Genomic DNA, 20,036 nt, shown 5'->3' with positions numbered 1-20,036 from the left:
ATTATTACTGATTAATGATTTTGTAAAAAACATCTAAAGATTTTTGAGCGCTTCTTTTAACTGTCCGGGAGATACTTTTATGAAAGAGATTGTTTCTGCGGCTTCTCTTGCAACGGATGATTTTTGAGAAAGAAACGTAGTGCCATTGGCATTATACAATCCAATAATATCAAAGGGGGTATTTTCAGGAACGTTTTTGAAAATAATTTTATTGTCAATTCTATAGGAGCTGGGCAATACAGAGTTTATATTTTTGAAGGCAAGGACAACAGACGGAACAAATGGTTCCTGGTATTCGACAACAATATCAATGAACGGTCCGGTATTCTCATAAAACTTATCGCAGTTGATCCAACCTAATTTGGGGCTCGACAGCATTAAAATATCCATGTCTTTTTTGACTTGAGCCTGATATTCCCATTGTTGGCGCATGGCAATATATTCCTGGTATTCTTTCAGCAATTTCGGATCGTTGGCAATATACAAAGTATCAGTGGTGTATTTTTGCTTCGCATATTTCTGCACGATCTTACAGGGCATGCCATTGATTGTATCGTAGCGCGAACGTTGATAGATCGCATAATTGGTAGAGAAATCAGAACTGTTTTTCTTTTTCTTCTTCCGTTTCTTCTTAGAAGAATGTTCACGCCGGGCTGTTGAATAGCCTGATATAAATCGATCAGTAGTTACGTTATTGATAAATGTTTGATTCGTTTGATTCTGGTTCCAGACAATATTATTGTTGTGGCTCGTACCGAGAAATAATTCTGTACCATCACTCTGCTTCCGGTCTTTAAAAAGTATACCAATGGTTTTACCTTCTTTTATTTGTAAGGATTTATTGTTCTGAAATGCTTCCATGTAGATCATACCGCGTGATTCAATCATCCTGCCGTCTGTATGCGTTGTCGTGAGATTGGCCAGCACAAAATCAGATTTGGTAAGATATTCCTGTACCTGAATAATGACCGGCTCTGAAGCATTGGTATTTTCAAAGATTAAGTCATCAATATAAATTTTGGTTCCTTCTTTACAAGTAAGAAGCGTATCCCGGTTTGGATTAATTTCAAATCGCTGTACTTCTTTTGTTGTACTTGAAAAAATGGTATTGCTGGATTTATAATCCTGGATGATTTGAACACGTCTGTTTAATGCTTTTTCAGCATCTGTTACATCCTTGTTGGTAAGCTTCGATTCGCCTTTAGATTCAATATGAATTCTGTTGCTGATACCGTTTGATAGAAAATAATCTTTTACACTCGTAGCCCTGTTTAATGAAAGTGTTTTGTTATAGGTTTCATCAGCATCACTGTCGGTGTGGCCAACCAAACAGATTTCCTGATGCGGACTTAAGTTTTTTATTATTCGGATCAATGAATCCAGTTTTGTTTTTGCTTCCGGAGTAATTGCATACGCATCCTTGTCAAAGAGAATAGTTGTTGTTTGTGCGATTCCGGTTATGTATAGCAGGACTAAAAAGGAGCCACTTAAAAATAGTTTTTTCATCTATTTTATCTTTAAAATTCAAAGCTAAAACGGAGTCCGGAATAAATTTAGTGTATGCCACTAAAATAATTCTGTCCGTATTGAATTCTTAAAATTCAAAGAGATGAATAATGAACGTTCGGAGTATTGAAATCTGCATGCGTTCATCAGCATCGTCGGATTCAATTCCGGAGTGTTTATTATGTAGTTATAATCAGCTGCAGATTGTTTTGTATGCCGGGACTTCTTTCAGAATGCCGGCTTTGACCAAAGCATCAGCTGTGAAGTCAAAATCTTTTTGAGATAACGCTTCTCTGTTGGCCCATCGGATACGTGTGTACCAATCGCGTGCATCTTCGATTTTCAGATCATATACAGATGCAATCTTTTGTGCCGGATCGGGGAGTTGCTGAATGTATTGAACTGCTTTTTGCAGTGCCCGGTACATGCCGCTCAAATCACCAAGACGTTTCAATGCTGCTTTACTGATTGTGATCACCACTGAAGGCCATGGGGTAGGGCATTCCCCGATGCGTCTCAATTCCCCGTTGTATACATAGGGAGCGGTCATATTCTTTTCCCATAAAAAATAATCAGACTCGTTCTTTTGCAAAGATGCACGTGCACCATCCAGGTTCTGGATGATTTCCCAGGACGCATCCGACAAATTCAATCCGCGCTGCAAACGGTCAACCAACGCCATCAGGTGAGAACCTGACCCCATTCTGCTGACTGCATAGCGGATTGGACCCGGCGCATTCGGATCGGTATGATTGGATTGCGCAGCGGTATGTATTCCCCAGATCAATGGCGATGATACATACACAGCATCAATAACGGATGGATTGCCATTGGCAATATCAGCGATCGCACCTTCAGTAAGAAGCGTGGCAATATCAATGACATCTGCGCGCAGGTCCTGGCACATCACACCTGTGCCGCCTTTATAATCGGTCCATTCGAGTTCAATGCCTTCAGCTGCGAAGAAGCCCTGTTCCGAAGCAACGTGCCAGGGATAATTGAAATGTTCGGGCACACCGCCACATCTGATTTTCATGAAATTCGGGTATTAATTTTCCTGGTCGTAGTAACCAAATTTAAAGATCATATCTGCAATCAGGCCTGTCCAGCCTGTTTGGTGCGATGCACCTAAACCGGAACCGTTGTCGCCGTGGAAATATTCGTAGAATAATATTTCTTCATTGAAGGCCGGATTGTTCTGCAGTTTCGGATAATCGTTGTAGATCGGGCGTTTGCCGTGTTCGTCTTTTCTGAAGATCTTCATTAAGCGGATACCCAGCTGTGCGGCCACATCGCGGATGGTCAGATATTTTCCGCTGTGTGTCGGATATTCGATTTTGAAATCATCTCCGTAATACAAATGATATTTCAGCAAGGATTCAATGATCAGATAATTTACCGGAAACCAGATTGGTCCGCGCCAGTTGGAATTACCGCCAAACAACGAAGTCGTGGAAGTGCCGGGTTCATAATCGATCTGATAGATTCTGTGATCAAGCTGATATTTATAAGGTTTGTCCTTGTGTATTTTTGACAAGGCACGAATACCGTAATCAGATAAGAATTCGGTTTCATCCAGCATACGCACCAGTACCTGTTTCATGCGGAAGCCTCTTAACAGTGAAAGGAGTCTTCGTTTTCCATCGCCGGGTTCGTCTAAGCGGGAAACATTTTTTGTAAGGTCTTCGCGTTCCCGGATGAAGTAATCCACCTGTCTTTTAAAGACCGGCAGATTTTCATAACTCTCTGCAATGATCGTCTCTACTGCAAACAACGGAATAATCCCCACCATGGAGTTTATTTTCAGACGCTGTACTTTACCGTTCGGTAAATGAAGCAGATCGTAGAAGAATTTTTCATCATCATCCCATAATGAATTATCGTTTTCCCCAATGTTGTTCAGGGCTGCAGCGATGTAGTAGAAATGTTCAAAGAACTTGCAGGCCATGCTTTGATAGTTTGGATTGTGCAGCGACAATTCAAGGGATATTTTCAGCATGTTGAGCGAGAACATGGCCATCCAGGCTGTACCATCGGCCTGTTCCATGGTTCCGCCGGTTGGCAGGGGTTTGCTGCGGTCAAAGATCCCGATGTTATCAAGGCCTAAGAAACCACCTTCAAAGATGTTATTGCCGTGCCTGTCTTTTTGATTTACCCACCAGGTAAAGTTCAATAACAGTTTATGGTATGATTGTTCGAGAAAATCGAAGTCGCCTTTGTCGCAGCGGATCTTACGGTCTATCTGGAAAATGCGCAACGTAGCCCACGCATGCACGGGCGGATTCACATCGCTGAAGCTCCATTCATAGGCTGGTATTTGTCCGCTTGGGTGCAGGTGTTTTTCATCAAGCAATAATTGCAATTGCTCTTTTGCAAACACCGGATCTATACGGGCGATGGGTATGCAATGGAAGGCCAGGTCCCAGGCTGCAAACCACGGGTACTCCCATTTATCGGGCATGGATATGACTTCTGAACAATGCAGGTGCCTCCAGGTTGTATTTCGTCCGTGCGCGCGGTTGGGGTCAACATGTATGTAAGGCGGTTGATTGTTATCGCCGTCGAGCCATTTGGAAAGGTCAAAGTTGTAATACTGTTTGGCCCACATCATGCCGGCATAGGCCTGGCGCTGAATATTTTTCAAATCATCTTCACGGATGTGCTGCTGCAGTTCTCCGTAAAAGATATCGGCTTCTGATTTCCGCTGAAAGAAAATACCATCAAAATACTGGAAAGGATTTTCTATTTTTTCTTTGCTTAAGCGCACCCGGATAATGTAGTTGTTGTTTGCAGCTACATTGATTCGATAGGCGCCGCTTGCCTTGGTGCCAGTGCGGTGCGGATTTACGGCTGTTTTATCATTTTCGGTAAAGTAATTATTGATACCATCCTTAAAGAATGATTTCCCGTTGTCGACGCCGAATACCCGTTTGGTATTTGTTTCGTTTTCGCAGAAAAGTAATTCCGGATTCTGATCCAGATAAAAATTATAGTTGCCGAATTCACGGTGTGTCAGGCGGATCTCATTATCAGTAACGGCAAACAGGGAAGGCTTTTCAACATTCAGTTCCCAGTCCCAGGTATTCCTGAACCATATAGTAGGCAGCACAACCAATTCTTTGTCTTCGTGGTACCTGTTAATGATTTCTATGCGTGCGAGTATGTCTTCAGAATCATTCTTTGCATACTCGATATAAATGTCAAAGTATTTATCATTATCAAAAACGCCTGAGTCGATCAGGTCAAACTCATCTTCGCTGCGGGAACGGCGTTTGTTTTCAGAAACCAGCTGGTTATAGGGATAAGCATCATGCGGATACTTGTAAAGCATCTTCATGTATGAATGCGTAGGTGTGCTATCCTGGTAATAGAAGTGTTCCTTTACATCTTCGCCATGATTGCCTTCATTACCTGTCAGGCCGAAAAAGCGTTCCTTAATAATCGGGTCATTATAGTTCCAGAAGGCAAATGCAAAGCAGATATGTTGCTGGTCATCCGAGATGCCGGCAATACCGTCTTCGCTCCATCGGTATGCTCTGCTTCTGGCCATGTCATGCGGGAAGTATTCCCAGGCAGAACCATCACTGCTATAATCTTCGCGTACGGTTCCCCATTGACGGTCGCTCACATAGGGCCCCCACTTTTTCCATAAAATATTTGATGTCAGATTATTCAGGCGTTCTTTTTCAATATTCATGAATCAAAGGACGGTTAGTTAATGCTTACGGTAATGTATTCATAAAGTCTGAAGCTTTTATGAAGAAAAAATTACTTGTTGATTGAATAAAATAAGTAGCGTATGGTTAAAGTGATCATGTGCATTCTGTAATGATCCAGGCTTTTTCCGGTTTGTTGCTCGTACGCAGCTTTGCCATCTGCAGAATATACCCAACCATTTGTAAGGGATTGATTGGTGAAGTCGGCATTGGTTGTATAGTAAGGGGATGAGGTAAGCGGTACGTAATAGCTTAGTTCAACATCCAGGTTTCTTCTGTAGCCGGTTAGCAAAGAAGCGCCGATACCCAGTACCAGGTGCGCCTGGAAAGGCTTGTATCCGTCTACTTTGATTTTTGAAAACTCTATGTCTTTTTTATTGCTGGCTACCATGTTGTCGCCACTGTAATAGGTTGTAATGGAATCTTCTTCGGAATACATTTTCATGCCCGCATTGTACGAAAATGCAAAGCCACCTGTGGCGAAATAAGGCTTGTCGGGTGTGAAATAATATTTAGCGATGATTGGCAGCTGCAGTTGTGTGCATTTGAATTTCGCCAGAGAAATGACCTTGTGCGTAATATAGTCGGTACTTGAAACCGTTTCATTTTCAATATAAATATTGTTGAATGTAGAACGGAAGAGTCTGAAACCTGGTGAGGCAACCACGCACCATTGCTGGGCAAAGCGGTATTGAACAACGCCCTGGAAACCTACCTGGAAAGTAGCTTTTGCCTTGAAATCCAGATTCTGGACGTTTGGATCAGCATCTTCGACAACCTTGCCGCTTTGTTTGAGATCTGAAGAACGCAGATAGCCAAAGCCAAGCGTTGTACCTGCGCCAAAACTAAATTGAGAATAGCCTACCAAAACGGTGCTTGCTGAAAGAAAAAACAGCAGAGATATTTTTTTGAAAAGATTGTCCATAGAGTAAAGTATTTATACGGGCATACCCTAAAAAAGTTAGAGCCTGTAATGGTTACAGGCTCTAAATGTAAAATTAATGGTGGTGACCGCCTTCACCGTGTACGTGGCCGTGGCTGATTTCGTCTGCCGTAGCTTCGCGTACATCAACGATCGTACCCTTGAAATACAAATCTTTACCAGCCAATGGGTGGTTAAAATCCATGATTACAACATCATCCCTCAATTCGATGATTCTACCCTGAAGGAAATTATCTTCATTGTCTCTCATCGGCAGGATATTGCCAACTTTAAGCATATCGTCCTGTAATTTACCATCAATCGTAAATGCTTCCTTCGGAATATCCACAAGTGCGTTCGGATCAACCGGGCCATAGGCATTGTCTGAAGCAATAGAGAATTTGAAAGAATCACCTTTTTTCAAACCGAAAAGATTTTCTTCAAATTCAGGCAATAAGCCGCCTACTCCAAACAGGAATGTTGCCGGTTGGTCGGTATCCACTTTTTCTATAATGACATCTTTTGTGCTGTCTTCGCTTAATTCGTATGTAAGGCGAACAACTTTGTTTTCAGAGACTGTTAACATAAACTGTATTCTATTTTTATGAATGATCAAGACGTTTATTTGTATCTCTACAGGCGCCTATTTTAATATGTAAAGATAAGGCCTTTTTTCGAGAATGGCAGGCCGCAATGGCAAATACTTTTGATCAATTTTTTTATAATTATCTTTGCTTAATGCATGTATGTAAAGGCCAAAATTATTTTTCTCTGCTGCATAAATTCCCCGAACAGGAAAAACAGCATTTTTTGCGGATTTTATGTTTTTTATCTTTTATAACCTGTTCGATTATAGCTATTTAAATATAAGCAAAGCAAACGTATTTACAATCGTTTCATGTAATTCATTGCAGTAGGAATTATTCGCTGTTCATTTTAATTTATACAGGAACTAAATAACAATTTTACCTGTCATAAAACATAAAAAAATAGCGATATTTACATTCCTGACTTTATAAAAAAGTTACATATCCATACAACATGCTTGCACATTTAGAAGAACTAAAGAAAAACATAGAAGGTGATTTGTATTTCGACCTTACTATGAGAACACTTTATGCAACCGATGCTTCTGTTTATCGTGAATTACCATTAGCCGTTGCCCGTCCGAAGCATAAAGAAGATGTTAAGAAAATCATAGCTTTTGCAAACAAATATAAGATCGGAATTATTCCGAGAACCGCTGGTACCTCGCTTGCAGGGCAGGTTGTAGGGAAGGGAATTATTGTTGACGTTTCCAAATACTTTACTGAAATCTACGAGATCAATACCAAAGAAAAATGGGTGCGTCTGCAGCCAGGTATTGTATTGGATGAACTGAACAAAATCCTTGAACCGCTAAATTTATTTTTCGGTCCGGAAACGTCTACTTCAAACCGCTGTATGGTTGGCGGCATGGTGGGTAACAACTCCTGCGGATCACACTCTGTGATTTATGGAACAACGCGTGACCATGTACTGGAGATCAATGGCTTCCTGAGCGATGGTTCTGAAGTAACGTTCAAATCACTGACGCTTGAAGAATACAATCAGAAATTAACCTTAGATACGCTTGAAGGTAAGGTATACCGTTACATCAACGAAACACTTACCAATAAAGAAAATCAGGCGGAGATCCGTGCGGAATTTCCGAAACCTACCATTAACAGACGTAACACGGGTTATGCGATTGATGTGTTGCTTGAGAGTGCTCCGTTCACACAGGGCAAAGAAGCATTCAACATGTGTAAGCTCATCGCAGGTTCTGAAGGTACGCTGGTTTTCATTAATGATATTAAACTGAACCTGATTGACCTGCCGCCAAAAACAAAAGGTGTAATCGCGGTGCATTTGAATACGGTTGCCGAAGCAACCCGTGCCAACCTGATTGCCTTGAAAAACAAGCCGGGTGCGGTAGAGCTGCTGGATGATATCGTATTGCAGTGTACCAAAGACAGCATTGAACAATCCAGGAACAGAACCTTTATTCAGGGTGATCCGGGTGCCTTACTTATTGTAGAGTGGGCGCGTGAATCAAAAGAAGAGATTGAAGCACTTGCCCGTAAAACCGAAGCAGAGATGCGTGCTGCCGGTTATGGCTATCATTTCCCGTTGTTGTGGGGCGCAGATATTAATAAAGTATGGGCCATCCGTAAGGCAGGATTAGGCTTGCTGGGTAACATCCCGGGTGATATGAAAGGCGCGGCATGTATTGAGGACACAGCCGTTGATGTAAACGATCAGCCTGAGTTCATCGATGAGTTCCAGAAGATCCTGGATAAGCACGATACCAAGTGTGTATTCTATGCGCACATTGGTGATGGTGAGTTGCACTTGCGTCCGGTAATGAATCTGAAAGACGAGAAAGATCGTCAGTTGATGTTCACGATTACCGATGAAGTTGCAGACCTTGTTAAAAAGTACAGGGGTTCTTTAAGCGGTGAGCACGGCGACGGACGTGTACGTGCGCCGTTTGTGAAGAAAATGATCGGTGAGAAGAATTATAAAATGATCTGTGAACTGAAAAAAGTCTGGGATCCGAATGATATTCTTAACCCGAACAAGATCGTGAATGCACCGCCGATGCTGGAGTCTCTGCGTTATGAGTCCGGACAGGAAACACCGGCGATCAAAACAACATTCAATTTTGATAAATCGCTGGGTATTGTGCGTATGGCCGAGCAGTGCAACGGTGCAGGCGATTGCAGAAAGTCTTCTGTGATCGGAGGTACCATGTGTCCGAGCTTCCAGGCAACACGCAACGAAAAAGATACAACACGTGCGCGTGCGAACATATTACGTGAGTTCTTAACCATTTCAGACAAGAAGAATAAATTTGATCATAAAGAAATTTATGAAGTGATGGATCTGTGCCTGTCTTGCAAAGGCTGTAAGAGCGAGTGTCCGTCAAACGTGGATGTAACGAAACTGAAAGCTGAATTCCTGCAGCAGTATTACGATTCCAACGGAGTGCCGTTGCGTGCACGTATGATCGCCAATTTTGCAAAAGCGAATGCGCTGAATAAAAACTGGCCATGGCTGGCAAACTTTGTCATGGGCAATGTAGTAACCGGGAGTATCTTAAAAGGTATCCTGGGAATGACACAAAAACGTCCGTTGCCAAAAATGTCTATGCAGACCTTGCGTACCTGGGCACGTAAGCATGCGGATGAGCTGAAACCTGCCAAAGGACATTACATAGGGAAAGTATATTTGTTCTGCGATGAATATACAGACTTCAACGAGTCACACATTGGTGTAAAAGCAATCCACCTGTTGACACGTCTGGGTTACGAAGTTGTTGTGCCGGCACACCTGGAGAGTGCGCGTACGTACCTGTCAAAAGGCATGGTTCGTGAAGCACAGAAAATCGTGCGTAAGAATATCGCGATGCTGAAAGACATTGTAACTGCAGAGTCTCCGTTGATCGGTATTGAACCTTCTGCGATTCTGAGTTTCAGAGATGAGTATCCGAACCTGGTTCCGGCAGAAGAGCTGGAAGCAGCAAACCATCTGGCGAAGAACTCATTCATGATTGATGAATTTATTGCGAACCAGTTTGATGCAGGCAGGATCAACAGAGATTTGTTTACACGTGCCAACCGTAAAGTGAAGTTGCATGGACACTGCCACCAGAAGGCCTTGTCTTCTGTAAACTTCTCCCAGAAAATATTAACAATCCCTGAAAATTATAAGGTAGAAGTTATTCCGTCAGGCTGCTGCGGTATGGCAGGTTCTTTCGGTTATGAGAAAGAACATTACGATCTGTCTATACAGGTAGGAGAGCTGGTATTGTTTCCTGCGGTGCGTAAAGCAGATGAGCAAACAATCATTGCTGCGCCGGGTACGAGCTGCCGTCACCAGATTAAAGATGGTACCGGCAGAGAAGCGAAACATACGGTAGAAGTATTGTTTGAAGCGTTGGCGTAAATTTCTTACGAATAGTCTTATAAAATTATATGATCATGAAGAAAATTGTTTTTATCGCATTACTTGCTTTGCTTGTATTGAATGCTTGTCAGAAAGAAGAAAAGCTGGAGCAGAAGCTGGAAGGTCATTCAGGAGAAATGGAAGACGGGTATGGCTTGAATGATAAAGAGCTTGCTCAAGTCACAATCATTAAAAATGAATTGATTGCTGAAATCAAAAAAGGTGATTCTATTACGGTTGCAAATCTGAAGAATGAGATTGATTCATTGAAAATGGAAATCCATAAACTGAAAAAGAAATAAGAACTTTCTTACGTTCAAATAAAAAATCCTGTGATTAATAACCACAGGATTTTTTATTTAAAGAATTCATAATTCATATCACCACTCCAGCTCCTCTTTTCCTAACTTAAAGATTGCGATACGAGCAAAGCGCCCTGCCACCTGCGTAGTGGCGAGTACTGCTAAACCGCCGTCGCTGGTCTGGATCACATTTGCCATTGCGTATGGATTTGTTGCACCCAGGTATTGTGAACCTAATAATTGTCCGCCGGCTGCATCATAAGCATAGAGTGCTACCTGAGAGCTTTTCGTTGTACTAACATAGAGCAGGATTTTTTGTCCGTCTTTTTCAATTTCCTTTAAGCAGAATGGCGCATCGCCGATCAGTTCCGGAATCAGAAAGCCACCCATGCCGGTATTATCCGTAAAGGAGCCTGATGTTATCGGAACCGTTGCTGATGGAATGATATAATTATTTCCGTATGCATAACGCGATGCCGCTACTTTGCTTCCGCCCAGTGGTGATAGGCTGCTGATGCAACGTTCATCGTGGTAGCCTTGTGCCGCGGCAGGATCATCATCTGCGGGCCAGCTGAAATCAAACATGCACAGTGAAAGTGTGTAGTTGTAAAAACCATTAAAGTAGTACGTGTTGCCCGATAGCTGCCCGCTAAGGAACGGATACTTCCTGCCTTTGCCTGTTAAATGGTCAATGATCGGCTGCTGTACATCGAAACCTCCCGTGCCAATGCTGAAATATCTCTTTGCAGCAATGGTTCCAGTAACAGAAATTTTTGACACATTCGTTTGCAGGTTATCTTTGTCGTAGTGCTGAAGAATGATGTAGGAGGAGGACTGGTCGAATTCTGCAGACAACGGATAGCGGACACCACTCATGTAGGCATTTTCAGAAACATCACCTGCTTCGTTCAGTTTTAAAATATATGTGCCCAGGTTCAGGCTGTTCATGCAGACAATGTAATACGCTGTTCCGTCTTTCAATAAATTTGGTACGGCAGATACATAATCACTTTTCAATACGTTCGCCGAAATCAATTTCCCATCCTTATCAATTTTCATGATGTAAATGCCCGGGAAAGCACTGGTAGAGATAACTGTAGAGCTTAAGATCAGATATCCGCCATCAGAAGTCTGTTCAATGTCCAATGGTATATATTGATTGGAGTACGAACTTTCATTGTATATTTTAATAAAGCCTGTGGGAGTTGCTTCATTATTTTTCTTGATGCCGCCGCATGCAGTCAGCAACAAAAAACACAATAGATATGCGACCAGGTTTTTCATTAGTCAACGGCTTTATATTGTGGTGATGTTAAAAACTTCATCGGGAAGAGACAGGCAAATGAAAACGCAATGTTGTTCAGCTTAAGGTCATCTGAAACATCACCTGCACCGGAGAGTGCATTTGCTGAATACCGGTTTGATACATTGGTAATATTATTCATGCCCATGCGGTAGGTCGCGTCAAGCACGAGTCGTACGTTGCCTACTTTATAACTGCAGCCAATGCCATATGCCATGCCGATGGATGATTTTATAAACAAGTCCTTTGCGCCAACAATTTCATCCTGTTGGTTGAAGTGGCGTGCTGTTCCTGAAGCATTATCCGTACCGTCAACAATCAGGTGTTTGGTGGCTCCGTTTAGGATTCCATAGTAGAAGCCTACCTGAACAAACGGTCTGAAACCTTTCTTCAGGATATCATATTTGATGAAAAGCGGAAGTTCAATATAATCCAGGCGCGTATCCTGGTTGTATTCCAACTGCAGAAAATTCGAAGCATCACTGGTATCCCGCCATTCATAGTTGTTTGAATAACTATAGATCTGCCGTCTGTAGTTCGGCTGAAAACTTGCAGTGAAGCCTTTGAAATAAAAATCAAATTCGAGACCAACAAAAGCGCCTGCTTTTGAATAATTTTTATATTCCTTGTCGTACGTTTGGTCAGGGTCTGTTGTTGAAACGAAAGAAGAATACCGTTCAAGCACATTGGCCTTTGTTAAACTGATGCCACCGCGCATGCCAATATAGAACTGCGTTTTGGTAAAGTCGTCATCAGGCAGGCCGGATGAATGGCCCGGTTTTTTTCTGTGTACCTGTGCCTGTATTTCAACCGGGAGAAATACATACAGAAATAGTACAAGACATATGGCAAGGGGAAAGCGCATATTCACGTATTACTTTTGAATGATCAGTTTCTTTGCGTCTTTGAAGTAGGATGTTTCAATCTGATAAAAATACGCACCCGCAGGCACATCTCTCAGGTCAACGGAAATTTTATTTTCACCGATCGGATAATTTTTTGATACGATGGTTTTAACCAGTTTGCCTGTATTGTCGTGTAAAGAGATTGTAACGTTGCAGCTTGTGTTCAGGTAGAAAGAGATATCTGTATGGTTTGATGCTGGATTCGGGTAGCAATTGTTCATGTAGAAACGATCGCGTACAAAATCATTTACATTGGTCACCAGGTTGTTGTTAATGATTGGAAGTGTTACACCCCTGCCCGGGTAATCGCCCCACAGGATGCCGAATTCATCATCCACCTTCTGCGGATCCGCACACATCCAGTCTTTCAGGATGCTGGCATAGACCTGACGGTAGTCGAACTGCATGGCAACATTATCTTGTGTCAGATCAGGGTTAGTACCTGAAAGTCCCGGTACAACACCTTTACCAAACAACATCATCGGAGCGCCCAAACCATGGTCTGTTCCATAACTGCCGTTCGCATAGATGCGGCGGCCGAACTCAGAAGTTGTCATCGTAATCACGCGGTCATCAATGCTGCGTGCTTTCAAATCGTCCTGGAAGGCACGCATGGCAGAAGAGATGTGGTACATCAATGCTGCGTGACTGCCCATGGAAGAGTCTGTAGTTTCAACCTGTTGCGCATGTGTATCGAAACCACCCATGCGGATCAGGTAGATCTTTGTTTTACAACCACCCTGAATCATGTTTGCAATGATCTTTAACCGGGAAGACAAAGGGTTTTGTAATTGCTTGGTTGGTGCAAGCAGTGGGTATGTCAGCGGATACGAAATATTCGGATCCGTCTGTTTGCCTTTATTGTATACCTGAAGAATGCGGCTGTGGTATTGATCGGATTTTTCTTCCAGGTTCAGAATCCAGTTCATCTCTTTGCCGTAAGGAGAATTTTCCAGTCCTGCCGGCGGTACACCACGCGGATCAATGCCTTGTTTATCTTCATAACCGGGCAGTGTATCTACCAGGTTGAAGAAAGATGTAGGATCATCAATGGCAATGGATGTAGGAATGTTGTGATCCTGGTGAAAGACCAAAGACAGATCACTAGTGAATTCCAGCGCCAGCGGATCAGGCATGCTGGCATTCGGAAAATCGTCCGGATACACACCTGGTGCATAGTAGTCTGCAAAATAACGGCCCGCCCAGCCTGAGGTAGGGTAATCATTGGCGCCGCCGCCCATGAATAAAATATCCCGGCCCCTGAAATGCGACTGGTCCTGGTTTGCATAAGAGACACCCTGGATCAGCCGCACCATGCCCTGGTCGTACATGCTCTTTACACCTACCATGTCAGGGTGTAAGCCAATCTGGCTCTGGCTGGCAAGCGTGTTATCCAGTTTAATGAATGATCTCGGCCCTTTATCGGATATGGCAATATTTGCCCGCAGGTTGTAGTAGGTATCGTAATCGGAAATAGGGAGCAGCATGTTAAGCCCGTCGTTACCGCCATGCAGCTGCAGGATAATCAGCACGCGGTCATTGGGACAGCCTGCGGCCAGGCGCTGTAAAGGAGAAAGTGTATCAGCAAGAACATTCATGCATACACCATTGATTGCAAACGGCAGCGCCGCTATGGCAGGGAGTTTTGTTAAAAAATCTCTTCTTTTCATACAGCTAATGATTAGTGGAGTTGATATTCCGGTGATTGCAGAATTGCATTTAAAAGATCCTGCAACATGCCGCGGGCATCTGTTTTACTGGCAGGAATAGTATCGCCGTTTGCCCAGCTGAAAGTCCAGAAGGCAAGAGGTCCTTGGGGCAATGCTTCGCCAAGCAGGAAAAACTGAAGCTTGAAATAATTCAGGCGATCCGTAGTTATTTCTGTTGTTTCCTCTGAAAGGGGAAACAAATAGGAGACCAGTTCGCGGATGAATGCATCCGGATCAACGGCGACAGTTGGGAAGCGCAGCTTCATGTATGCATACAGGTCGATGCGGATTTCTCCCGGCATCATATTTTCTGTGGTCATGCATAAAAAAATGAAATCATATCTCCGGTTCAGCGAATTGGTTGAGATCCACGCCCTGTTATAGAGCGGATACTGGTGATAGGCGTCAAATCCGGCTACATCAATGGGATTCATGAAATCCATGTTCATGCTTTTCATATAACCGAACAGCGTTGCTGTAGTTTTATAAAAGTCATCGAGCTGTGAAGTATAGTCGGGTAGCTTATATTCAAAGAAATTCAGTGTTTCTGTTATGATCTCAAGCGGGGATTTAATAATGGCGCCGAACTTATCATTATCTGCCAGTGTATCCATCATATCGTAAAAATGCTGGCTTCCCAGTAGTTCGCGGATCACGGGTTCAATCTTATATCCGTTACTTACAAACGTAGCTGCCAGGTCGGTGATGATGGTATCATCAAGTGTCTGGTCGATGTCGTGGTATACAAAGAAGCGGTAAATTTTCCGGCAAATGTTTTTTGGACATTCCGGTTGTGAATAAATCAGGTCAATCAGCTGACTTATTTCATCGATCATGCTGGCCTCCGTCGGTAGTCCGCCATTCAGCAGCGCAGGATCCGGAGCAATTGTAGCATTACCAAACCGCGCGCTGAATTGCTTGGTTGTATTGTCGTGCTGGGTAGCCTGCGCTATATTGTTTGTCTTTGCTTTGCCGCGTGGAATAAGCGTATCGGGATCCATGGTGGCAAATGTGGTATCGATATCCCAGCCGGATAGTACGAGAGCAGCGGCGCGAACATCTGTCTCCGTATAATAAATATAATCTCCCTGCGTGCCGGAAGGTACGGTGTATCCTGTAAGTCCTTTACCAAGGGTATATAATTCGATTAGTTCACGACCATAGTTTTCATTCGGATCGCCTTTCACATTCAGCCTGCCGTCGAGCAAAACCAGCATGGCATTGTCGACACTGATCTTCTTGGTGAGTTCCTTTAAATTTATTTCAGCGGGTTTACTTCCGTCAAGGGCAAAGGTGCGGAGCAATACATTCTGAAAGTATAGTGCACGGCTGTTGCCCACGGTTGCCTGAACCGTTGTTAAATGCGTGTGCAGGAAAAAGAGGATGCGCTCACGTACCATAAACGGAATCCGGTCTGCAGCGGCAACATCCTGGCCGAGCATTTGTTTCAGCCACCAGCCTTTGAAGTATTCCTGCAAGGGGGAATCACTACTGTTCGCTGTTGTGGAAGGAGCATTTACCCAGGTCGCGTTGGTTTTCAGGTCTAGCGGCGGATCAGGCATTGTTGTATCCTGAAACAGGTTATCCAGGGCGTCGGCAACAGTGTAATTTGTGAAGGTATCAATATCAGACTTATTTGGCCCGAAAGTAATACGACGCAGTAAGTGAGCTGCACGTTTGCGTCCGAGTATGCCGGTTTGTTGTGCTAAAGCCATATAAAAATCAGGGGTATAAGTTCAAAGCAATCAGGGGTATAAGGGCTAAACAAGTTAATGATTTTGTTCAATTAAGTAATATGAATTCTACAATTATCTGATTTCAATCAATTCCAGAAAACATGCATGGAGTTGAACTATCCGGTGACAACAGTGAGGGGCAGGCTTTTTCAATGAATTATTTGAATTCCATTAGTTGTATTTTTCCATGGTCTGGTTACATATATAGCCCGATTGTGTGATTTATAACTGGATTTACCCGCAAATTCGTAATTTATACTGAAACAAGGATTGATTGGATTAATCTTAGTTGTTTGGACAAAATCTGAATTATATGAAATTGCTTTGTACCACGTTATTTATCTCTATTTTTTTACAGGCTGCTGTTGCACAAACAACCTTAACGGTTGATGCTACAGCCAGTCATCATCAGATTTCTCCATGGATCTATGGCAGGAATAATAACCTTTCCGATGATCCATCCAGTCCGGTGAATGCGGCACAATGGCAATTATATAAAGATGCCGGCTTGAGAATGTACCGGGAAAACGGCGGAAACAACTCTACCAAATACAACTGGCGGGCAAAGCTGAGCAGCCATCCTGACTGGTATAATAATGTATACGCACATGACTGGGATTATTCGGCATCTAGCCTGTTGAACAATACAACCAATACACAAGGCTTGTTTGCATTTCAGTTACTGGGCATGGTGGCATCGAATAAGACGCATAATTTTAATGACTGGCAATACACGCAGGATAACGGTTTCATCAATACAAATGCCAACTGGGCTGGCGGCGGCGGACCTGTAGCGTACGGCGGCAATGGCGGCAACGGTGACCCCAATCAGTATCTCAGAAATCGTACGGCAGATTCTGTTGCATTGATTCTGGATCATTGGTTCAATACACTTGGTTATGACAAAGGCCGTTTGGTTTACTGGAACATGGATAATGAGCCGGAGGCCTGGCAAGGCACGCACGATGACATTGCAAGTTCTGCCATCACGGCTGAAAATTACATGCAGAAATATTTTGCTGTGGCGAAGGCTGCACGTGCGGCCTACCCGGATATAAAACTGGTTGGCCCTGTGTCTACAAATGAATGGCAATGGTATAACTGGAACAATTCAAAAGTTACCGATCCGAAGGATGGGCATCAGTATCCATGGATGCAGTATTTCATTAAACGTATAGCGGAAGAAGAAGCCGCGTCAGGCATTCGTTTACTGGATGTGCTGGATGTACATTTTTATCCGGGTACAGAGAACGATGTATCTACAACACTTCAATTGCACCGGGTATGGTTTGACGACCAGTATGATTATCCTTATGCCAATGGGGTGAAAGTTACCGGTAGTTCAGGCTGGGATAACTCCATCACGAAGGAATATTTTTTCAAGCGTTGTGATCAATGGCTGACGCAGTACATAGGAGCAAACCATGGAGTAACGTTTGCCTTGTCTGAATATGGTACCATCGCCAGCCATGGCTCAGAAAATGCCAATGTGGTTGCCTGCTGGTATGCATCGCATCTGGGTGTGTTCGCTGAAAACAATGTGGAGCTTTTTACTCCCTGGGATTGGTATAACGGTCAGTGGGAAGTCATGCATTTATTCAGTAAACACTTCGGAGAAGTTTCTGTAAAAACCACTTCAACCAATAATAATCTTGTTTCGGGATATTCCTCACTCACAGCCGACGGAGATTCGCTGATTGTGGTAGTGGTGAACAGAGATCAGACCAGCACACAACCTGTTACGCTTAATCTCCAGCATTTCACACCATCAGCAGCAATTGTTTCAGGCTATCGTTTGTCGGGCTTAGGCAGCTCAGAAACATTTGTTTCTGAAACGGATAATGCGTTGCAGACACAAACATTTTCAGTTATCAGCAATGCCATAAGCTTTACAGCACCAGCCTTGTCTGTAACCATGATTCAGATTCCTACTGATCAGCCTATTAATGTGCCAACAGCTGTAAATCCTGGTGTGATAGAAGGAAAAGCAAGCATCTATCCCAACCCCGTTGAAAATATACTGCAGATCCGTACAGATAATAGTATGCCGTATCAGGTGCTTGTGCAGAGCATGCTGGGTCAGACGTTAGAGACGGCTAGCTTTGCCGGTAACGGCCAGCTGGATCTTTCTTCGTATGCAGCCGGACAATATGTGCTGCAGATTATTCAGAACGGACAAATCACCGTGAAAAAGTTTGTGAAGGAATAAATAAGGTAGAGCATTCGCCATAGTTGGCACGTTTACGCTGCTCTGCTTAGGTGGTTGGCAGTTTAAGTGCAACAGTTATTTCTTCATTTAATTGTTTGTGTACCACTTAAACGTGCCGAACCACGGCTTGTATCTGGAGCTGTGTTTGGTTGGTTTCCCGCCATGGTTTGGCACGTTTACGCCTATGCTTTATAATAAATACTTTGCTGAGATTTCCGTAAACTGCCAACCATTTGTTTTTCTTTCTATTCGGTTTCTTATTTTCAACTTTTGTAATGCGTAAGAATATTCCATTCATCTTTTCCTGTTAGATAAAAGGCTGCACTTGAATATTTATAGTCTTCCTCTTTTTCACATAAATTGGCTTTAACAGGATTGCTATGAATGTAGTCTAATTTTTGTTCAAATATTTTATCAGTGAATAAGTTAATGCCTAGTGACCTTCGTTCCCAAAAATGATATTTGCGATCTTCCTGAGTTGATCTGAAATATTCAAGTACGTTCGGATGATTTACTTTTAGGTCTTTTTTAAAATGATGCGCCGTTCGAGTAAAGAAACTTCTTTTGATAATTGATGGATGTTTATCTCCTTTAAATTGCCAAATTAAATGAATATGGTTATCCATGATGCAGAAAGCATATAAGATGATTTTGTTTGAATGAACCATAAATGTTAGCTCTTCTAAAATTGCAGATTTATATTTTTCCGGCTTCAATAGTTTTTGCCAATTGAGAATTGTACCCGTGAAAAATTCGGGATGATAAATAATCTTTTCCATAGCTGGAAGTGAAGGTACTATCGTTGTAGTATTAAGTCAAACATCTTTATTTCAATATGCCATGGTTTGGCACGTTTACGCTGACAATCCTAGCTGGTGAACAGAAGTTTATTTCGTAAACTGCCAACCATTCCTTGGGATAGGTGGTTGGCAGTTTAAGTGAATAGTTATTTCTTCATTATCGGACTTTATATGCACTTAAACGTGCCGAACCACGGCTTATTGGTTTGATCGCATGGGTATTCTGCTTCTTCGCGCCATGGTTAGGCACGTTTACGCTGGTAATCCTAGTTGGTGAGCAGAAGTTTATTTCGTAAACTGCCAACCATTTGTTTCTTTGTCCCAAACTGCCAACCATTTTCTCTCTGTGTTTAAGTGGTTGGCAGTTTAAGTGAACAGTTATTTCTTCATTATCGGACTTTATATGCACTTAAACGTGCCGAACCACGGCTTATTGGTTTGATCCATGGGTATTCTGCTTCTTCGCGCCATGGTTTGGCACGTTTACGCTGGTAATCCTAGTTGGTGAGCAGAAGTTTATTGCGTAAACTGCCAACCATTTGTTTCTTTATCCCAAACCGCCAACCATTCCTCTGGGATAGGTGGTTGGCAGTTTAAGTGTAACAGTTATTTCTTCATTAGTAGTTTGTGTACACTTAAACTTGCCGAACCACGGCTTGTAGGTTCCTTTCGCTAAATGGTGGTATTCGCCGCGAATAAATGCATGATTCGCGCCATGGTTTGGCACGTTTACGCTGGTAATCCTAGCTGGTGAGCAGAAGTTTATAGCGTAAACTGCCAACCATTTGTTTGTTTTGTCCCAAACTGCCAACCATTTTTTCTCTGTGTTTAAGTGGTTGGCAGTTTAAGTGAATAGTTATTTCTTCATTATCGGACTTTATATGCACTTAAACGTGCCGAACCACGGCTTGTAGGTTCCTTTCGCTAAATGGTGGTATTCGCCGCGAATAAATAGATCG

Annotated in this window: 14 protein-coding genes; 3 read left to right on the top strand and 11 right to left on the bottom strand. The window is 42.9% G+C overall.

Going from position 1 to position 20,036, the window contains the following annotated elements; translation table 11 throughout:
• Positions 1–33: 33 nt before the first annotated feature.
• The 5 genes from ACTHJT_RS15895 to ACTHJT_RS15875 all read right to left on the bottom strand — a co-directional run bounded on the left by ACTHJT_RS15895 (position 34) and on the right by ACTHJT_RS15875 (position 6,730).
• Entirely contained in the window at positions 34–1,506 is a 1,473-nt protein-coding gene (locus ACTHJT_RS15895; protein ID WP_440239994.1) for an OmpA family protein, read from the bottom strand.
• Between the two features lie 193 nt (positions 1,507–1,699).
• On the bottom strand, positions 1,700–2,542 hold the full coding sequence (locus ACTHJT_RS15890) for a substrate-binding domain-containing protein (protein WP_440239992.1): 843 nt from the start codon (positions 2,540–2,542) through the stop codon (positions 1,700–1,702).
• Between the two features lie 12 nt (positions 2,543–2,554).
• The gene (locus tag ACTHJT_RS15885; RefSeq protein WP_440239990.1) at positions 2,555–5,203 is read right to left on the bottom strand and encodes an MGH1-like glycoside hydrolase domain-containing protein; all 2,649 of its coding nucleotides are present in this window, start codon (positions 5,201–5,203) and stop codon (positions 2,555–2,557) included.
• Between the two features lie 71 nt (positions 5,204–5,274).
• Positions 5,275–6,147 (bottom strand): porin family protein, encoded by an 873-nt coding sequence (locus ACTHJT_RS15880; RefSeq protein ID WP_440239988.1) that lies wholly within the window; start codon positions 6,145–6,147, stop codon positions 5,275–5,277.
• 73 nt (positions 6,148–6,220) lie between these two features.
• On the bottom strand, positions 6,221–6,730 hold the full coding sequence (locus ACTHJT_RS15875) for an FKBP-type peptidyl-prolyl cis-trans isomerase (RefSeq protein WP_440239986.1): 510 nt from the start codon (positions 6,728–6,730) through the stop codon (positions 6,221–6,223).
• A gap of 455 nt (positions 6,731–7,185) precedes the next feature.
• On the opposite strand from ACTHJT_RS15875, the gene ACTHJT_RS15870 reads away from it, so the two are divergent.
• Both ACTHJT_RS15870 and ACTHJT_RS15865 read left to right on the top strand, forming a co-directional pair.
• Positions 7,186–10,113 (top strand): FAD-binding and (Fe-S)-binding domain-containing protein, encoded by a 2,928-nt coding sequence (locus ACTHJT_RS15870; protein ID WP_440239984.1) that lies wholly within the window; start codon positions 7,186–7,188, stop codon positions 10,111–10,113.
• Positions 10,114–10,148: 35 nt separating this feature from the next.
• Positions 10,149–10,415, top strand: coding sequence for a hypothetical protein (locus tag ACTHJT_RS15865; protein WP_440239982.1), 267 nt, complete (start codon positions 10,149–10,151; stop codon positions 10,413–10,415).
• Between the two features lie 78 nt (positions 10,416–10,493).
• On the opposite strand, the gene ACTHJT_RS15860 is transcribed toward ACTHJT_RS15865, so the two are convergent.
• The 4 genes from ACTHJT_RS15860 to ACTHJT_RS15845 are packed head-to-tail and all read right to left on the bottom strand — an operon-like array spanning position 10,494 to position 16,047.
• Complete coding sequence (locus ACTHJT_RS15860; RefSeq protein WP_440239980.1) at positions 10,494–11,699, bottom strand: hypothetical protein; 1,206 nt, start codon at positions 11,697–11,699, stop codon at positions 10,494–10,496.
• Complete coding sequence (locus ACTHJT_RS15855; RefSeq protein WP_440239978.1) at positions 11,699–12,583, bottom strand: porin family protein; 885 nt, start codon at positions 12,581–12,583, stop codon at positions 11,699–11,701. Before ACTHJT_RS15855 ends, ACTHJT_RS15860 begins: the two co-directional genes overlap by 1 nt.
• A gap of 9 nt (positions 12,584–12,592) precedes the next feature.
• Positions 12,593–14,293 carry a DUF1501 domain-containing protein gene (locus ACTHJT_RS15850; protein WP_440239976.1) on the bottom strand — a complete coding sequence of 567 codons (1,701 nt, stop codon included), beginning with the start codon at positions 14,291–14,293 and terminating at the stop codon, positions 12,593–12,595.
• A gap of 11 nt (positions 14,294–14,304) precedes the next feature.
• The gene (locus ACTHJT_RS15845; RefSeq protein ID WP_440239974.1) at positions 14,305–16,047 is read right to left on the bottom strand and encodes a DUF1800 domain-containing protein; all 1,743 of its coding nucleotides are present in this window, start codon (positions 16,045–16,047) and stop codon (positions 14,305–14,307) included.
• Between the two features lie 334 nt (positions 16,048–16,381).
• Here ACTHJT_RS15845 and ACTHJT_RS15840 point away from each other — a divergent pair, with 334 nt between their 5' ends.
• Positions 16,382–18,277, top strand: a complete 1,896-nt coding sequence (locus ACTHJT_RS15840; protein WP_440239972.1) for a glycoside hydrolase family 44 protein — start codon at positions 16,382–16,384, stop codon at positions 18,275–18,277.
• A gap of 263 nt (positions 18,278–18,540) precedes the next feature.
• Here the strand turns inward: ACTHJT_RS15840 and ACTHJT_RS15835 are convergent, their stop codons facing one another.
• Both ACTHJT_RS15835 and ACTHJT_RS15830 read right to left on the bottom strand, forming a co-directional pair.
• Positions 18,541–19,056, bottom strand: coding sequence for a transposase (locus ACTHJT_RS15835; RefSeq protein ID WP_440239970.1), 516 nt, complete (start codon positions 19,054–19,056; stop codon positions 18,541–18,543).
• Positions 19,057–19,624: 568 nt separating this feature from the next.
• Positions 19,625–19,858, bottom strand: a complete 234-nt coding sequence (locus tag ACTHJT_RS15830; protein WP_440239968.1) for a hypothetical protein — start codon at positions 19,856–19,858, stop codon at positions 19,625–19,627.
• Between the last annotated feature and the right edge of the window lie 178 nt (positions 19,859–20,036).

The sequence above is a fragment of the Cytophaga sp. genome, from assembly GCF_051961495.1.
Taxonomy (GTDB): domain Bacteria; phylum Bacteroidota; class Bacteroidia; order Cytophagales; family Cytophagaceae; genus Cytophaga.
This window is presented reverse-complemented; position numbering and strand designations above follow the sequence as displayed.

Coding starts and splice junctions, on each gene's coding strand:
- ACTHJT_RS15895 (WP_440239994.1), bottom strand. CDS start 1,506: ATGAAAAAACTATTTTTAAGTGGCTCCTTTTTAGTCCTGCTATACATA.
- ACTHJT_RS15890 (WP_440239992.1), bottom strand. CDS start 2,542: ATGAAAATCAGATGTGGCGGTGTGCCCGAACATTTCAATTATCCCTGG.
- ACTHJT_RS15885 (WP_440239990.1), bottom strand. CDS start 5,203: ATGAATATTGAAAAAGAACGCCTGAATAATCTGACATCAAATATTTTA.
- ACTHJT_RS15880 (WP_440239988.1), bottom strand. CDS start 6,147: ATGGACAATCTTTTCAAAAAAATATCTCTGCTGTTTTTTCTTTCAGCA.
- ACTHJT_RS15875 (WP_440239986.1), bottom strand. CDS start 6,730: ATGTTAACAGTCTCTGAAAACAAAGTTGTTCGCCTTACATACGAATTA.
- ACTHJT_RS15870 (WP_440239984.1), top strand. CDS start 7,186: ATGCTTGCACATTTAGAAGAACTAAAGAAAAACATAGAAGGTGATTTG.
- ACTHJT_RS15865 (WP_440239982.1), top strand. CDS start 10,149: ATGAAGAAAATTGTTTTTATCGCATTACTTGCTTTGCTTGTATTGAAT.
- ACTHJT_RS15860 (WP_440239980.1), bottom strand. CDS start 11,699: ATGAAAAACCTGGTCGCATATCTATTGTGTTTTTTGTTGCTGACTGCA.
- ACTHJT_RS15855 (WP_440239978.1), bottom strand. CDS start 12,583: ATGCGCTTTCCCCTTGCCATATGTCTTGTACTATTTCTGTATGTATTT.
- ACTHJT_RS15850 (WP_440239976.1), bottom strand. CDS start 14,293: ATGAAAAGAAGAGATTTTTTAACAAAACTCCCTGCCATAGCGGCGCTG.
- ACTHJT_RS15845 (WP_440239974.1), bottom strand. CDS start 16,047: ATGGCTTTAGCACAACAAACCGGCATACTCGGACGCAAACGTGCAGCT.
- ACTHJT_RS15840 (WP_440239972.1), top strand. CDS start 16,382: ATGAAATTGCTTTGTACCACGTTATTTATCTCTATTTTTTTACAGGCT.
- ACTHJT_RS15835 (WP_440239970.1), bottom strand. CDS start 19,056: ATGGAAAAGATTATTTATCATCCCGAATTTTTCACGGGTACAATTCTC.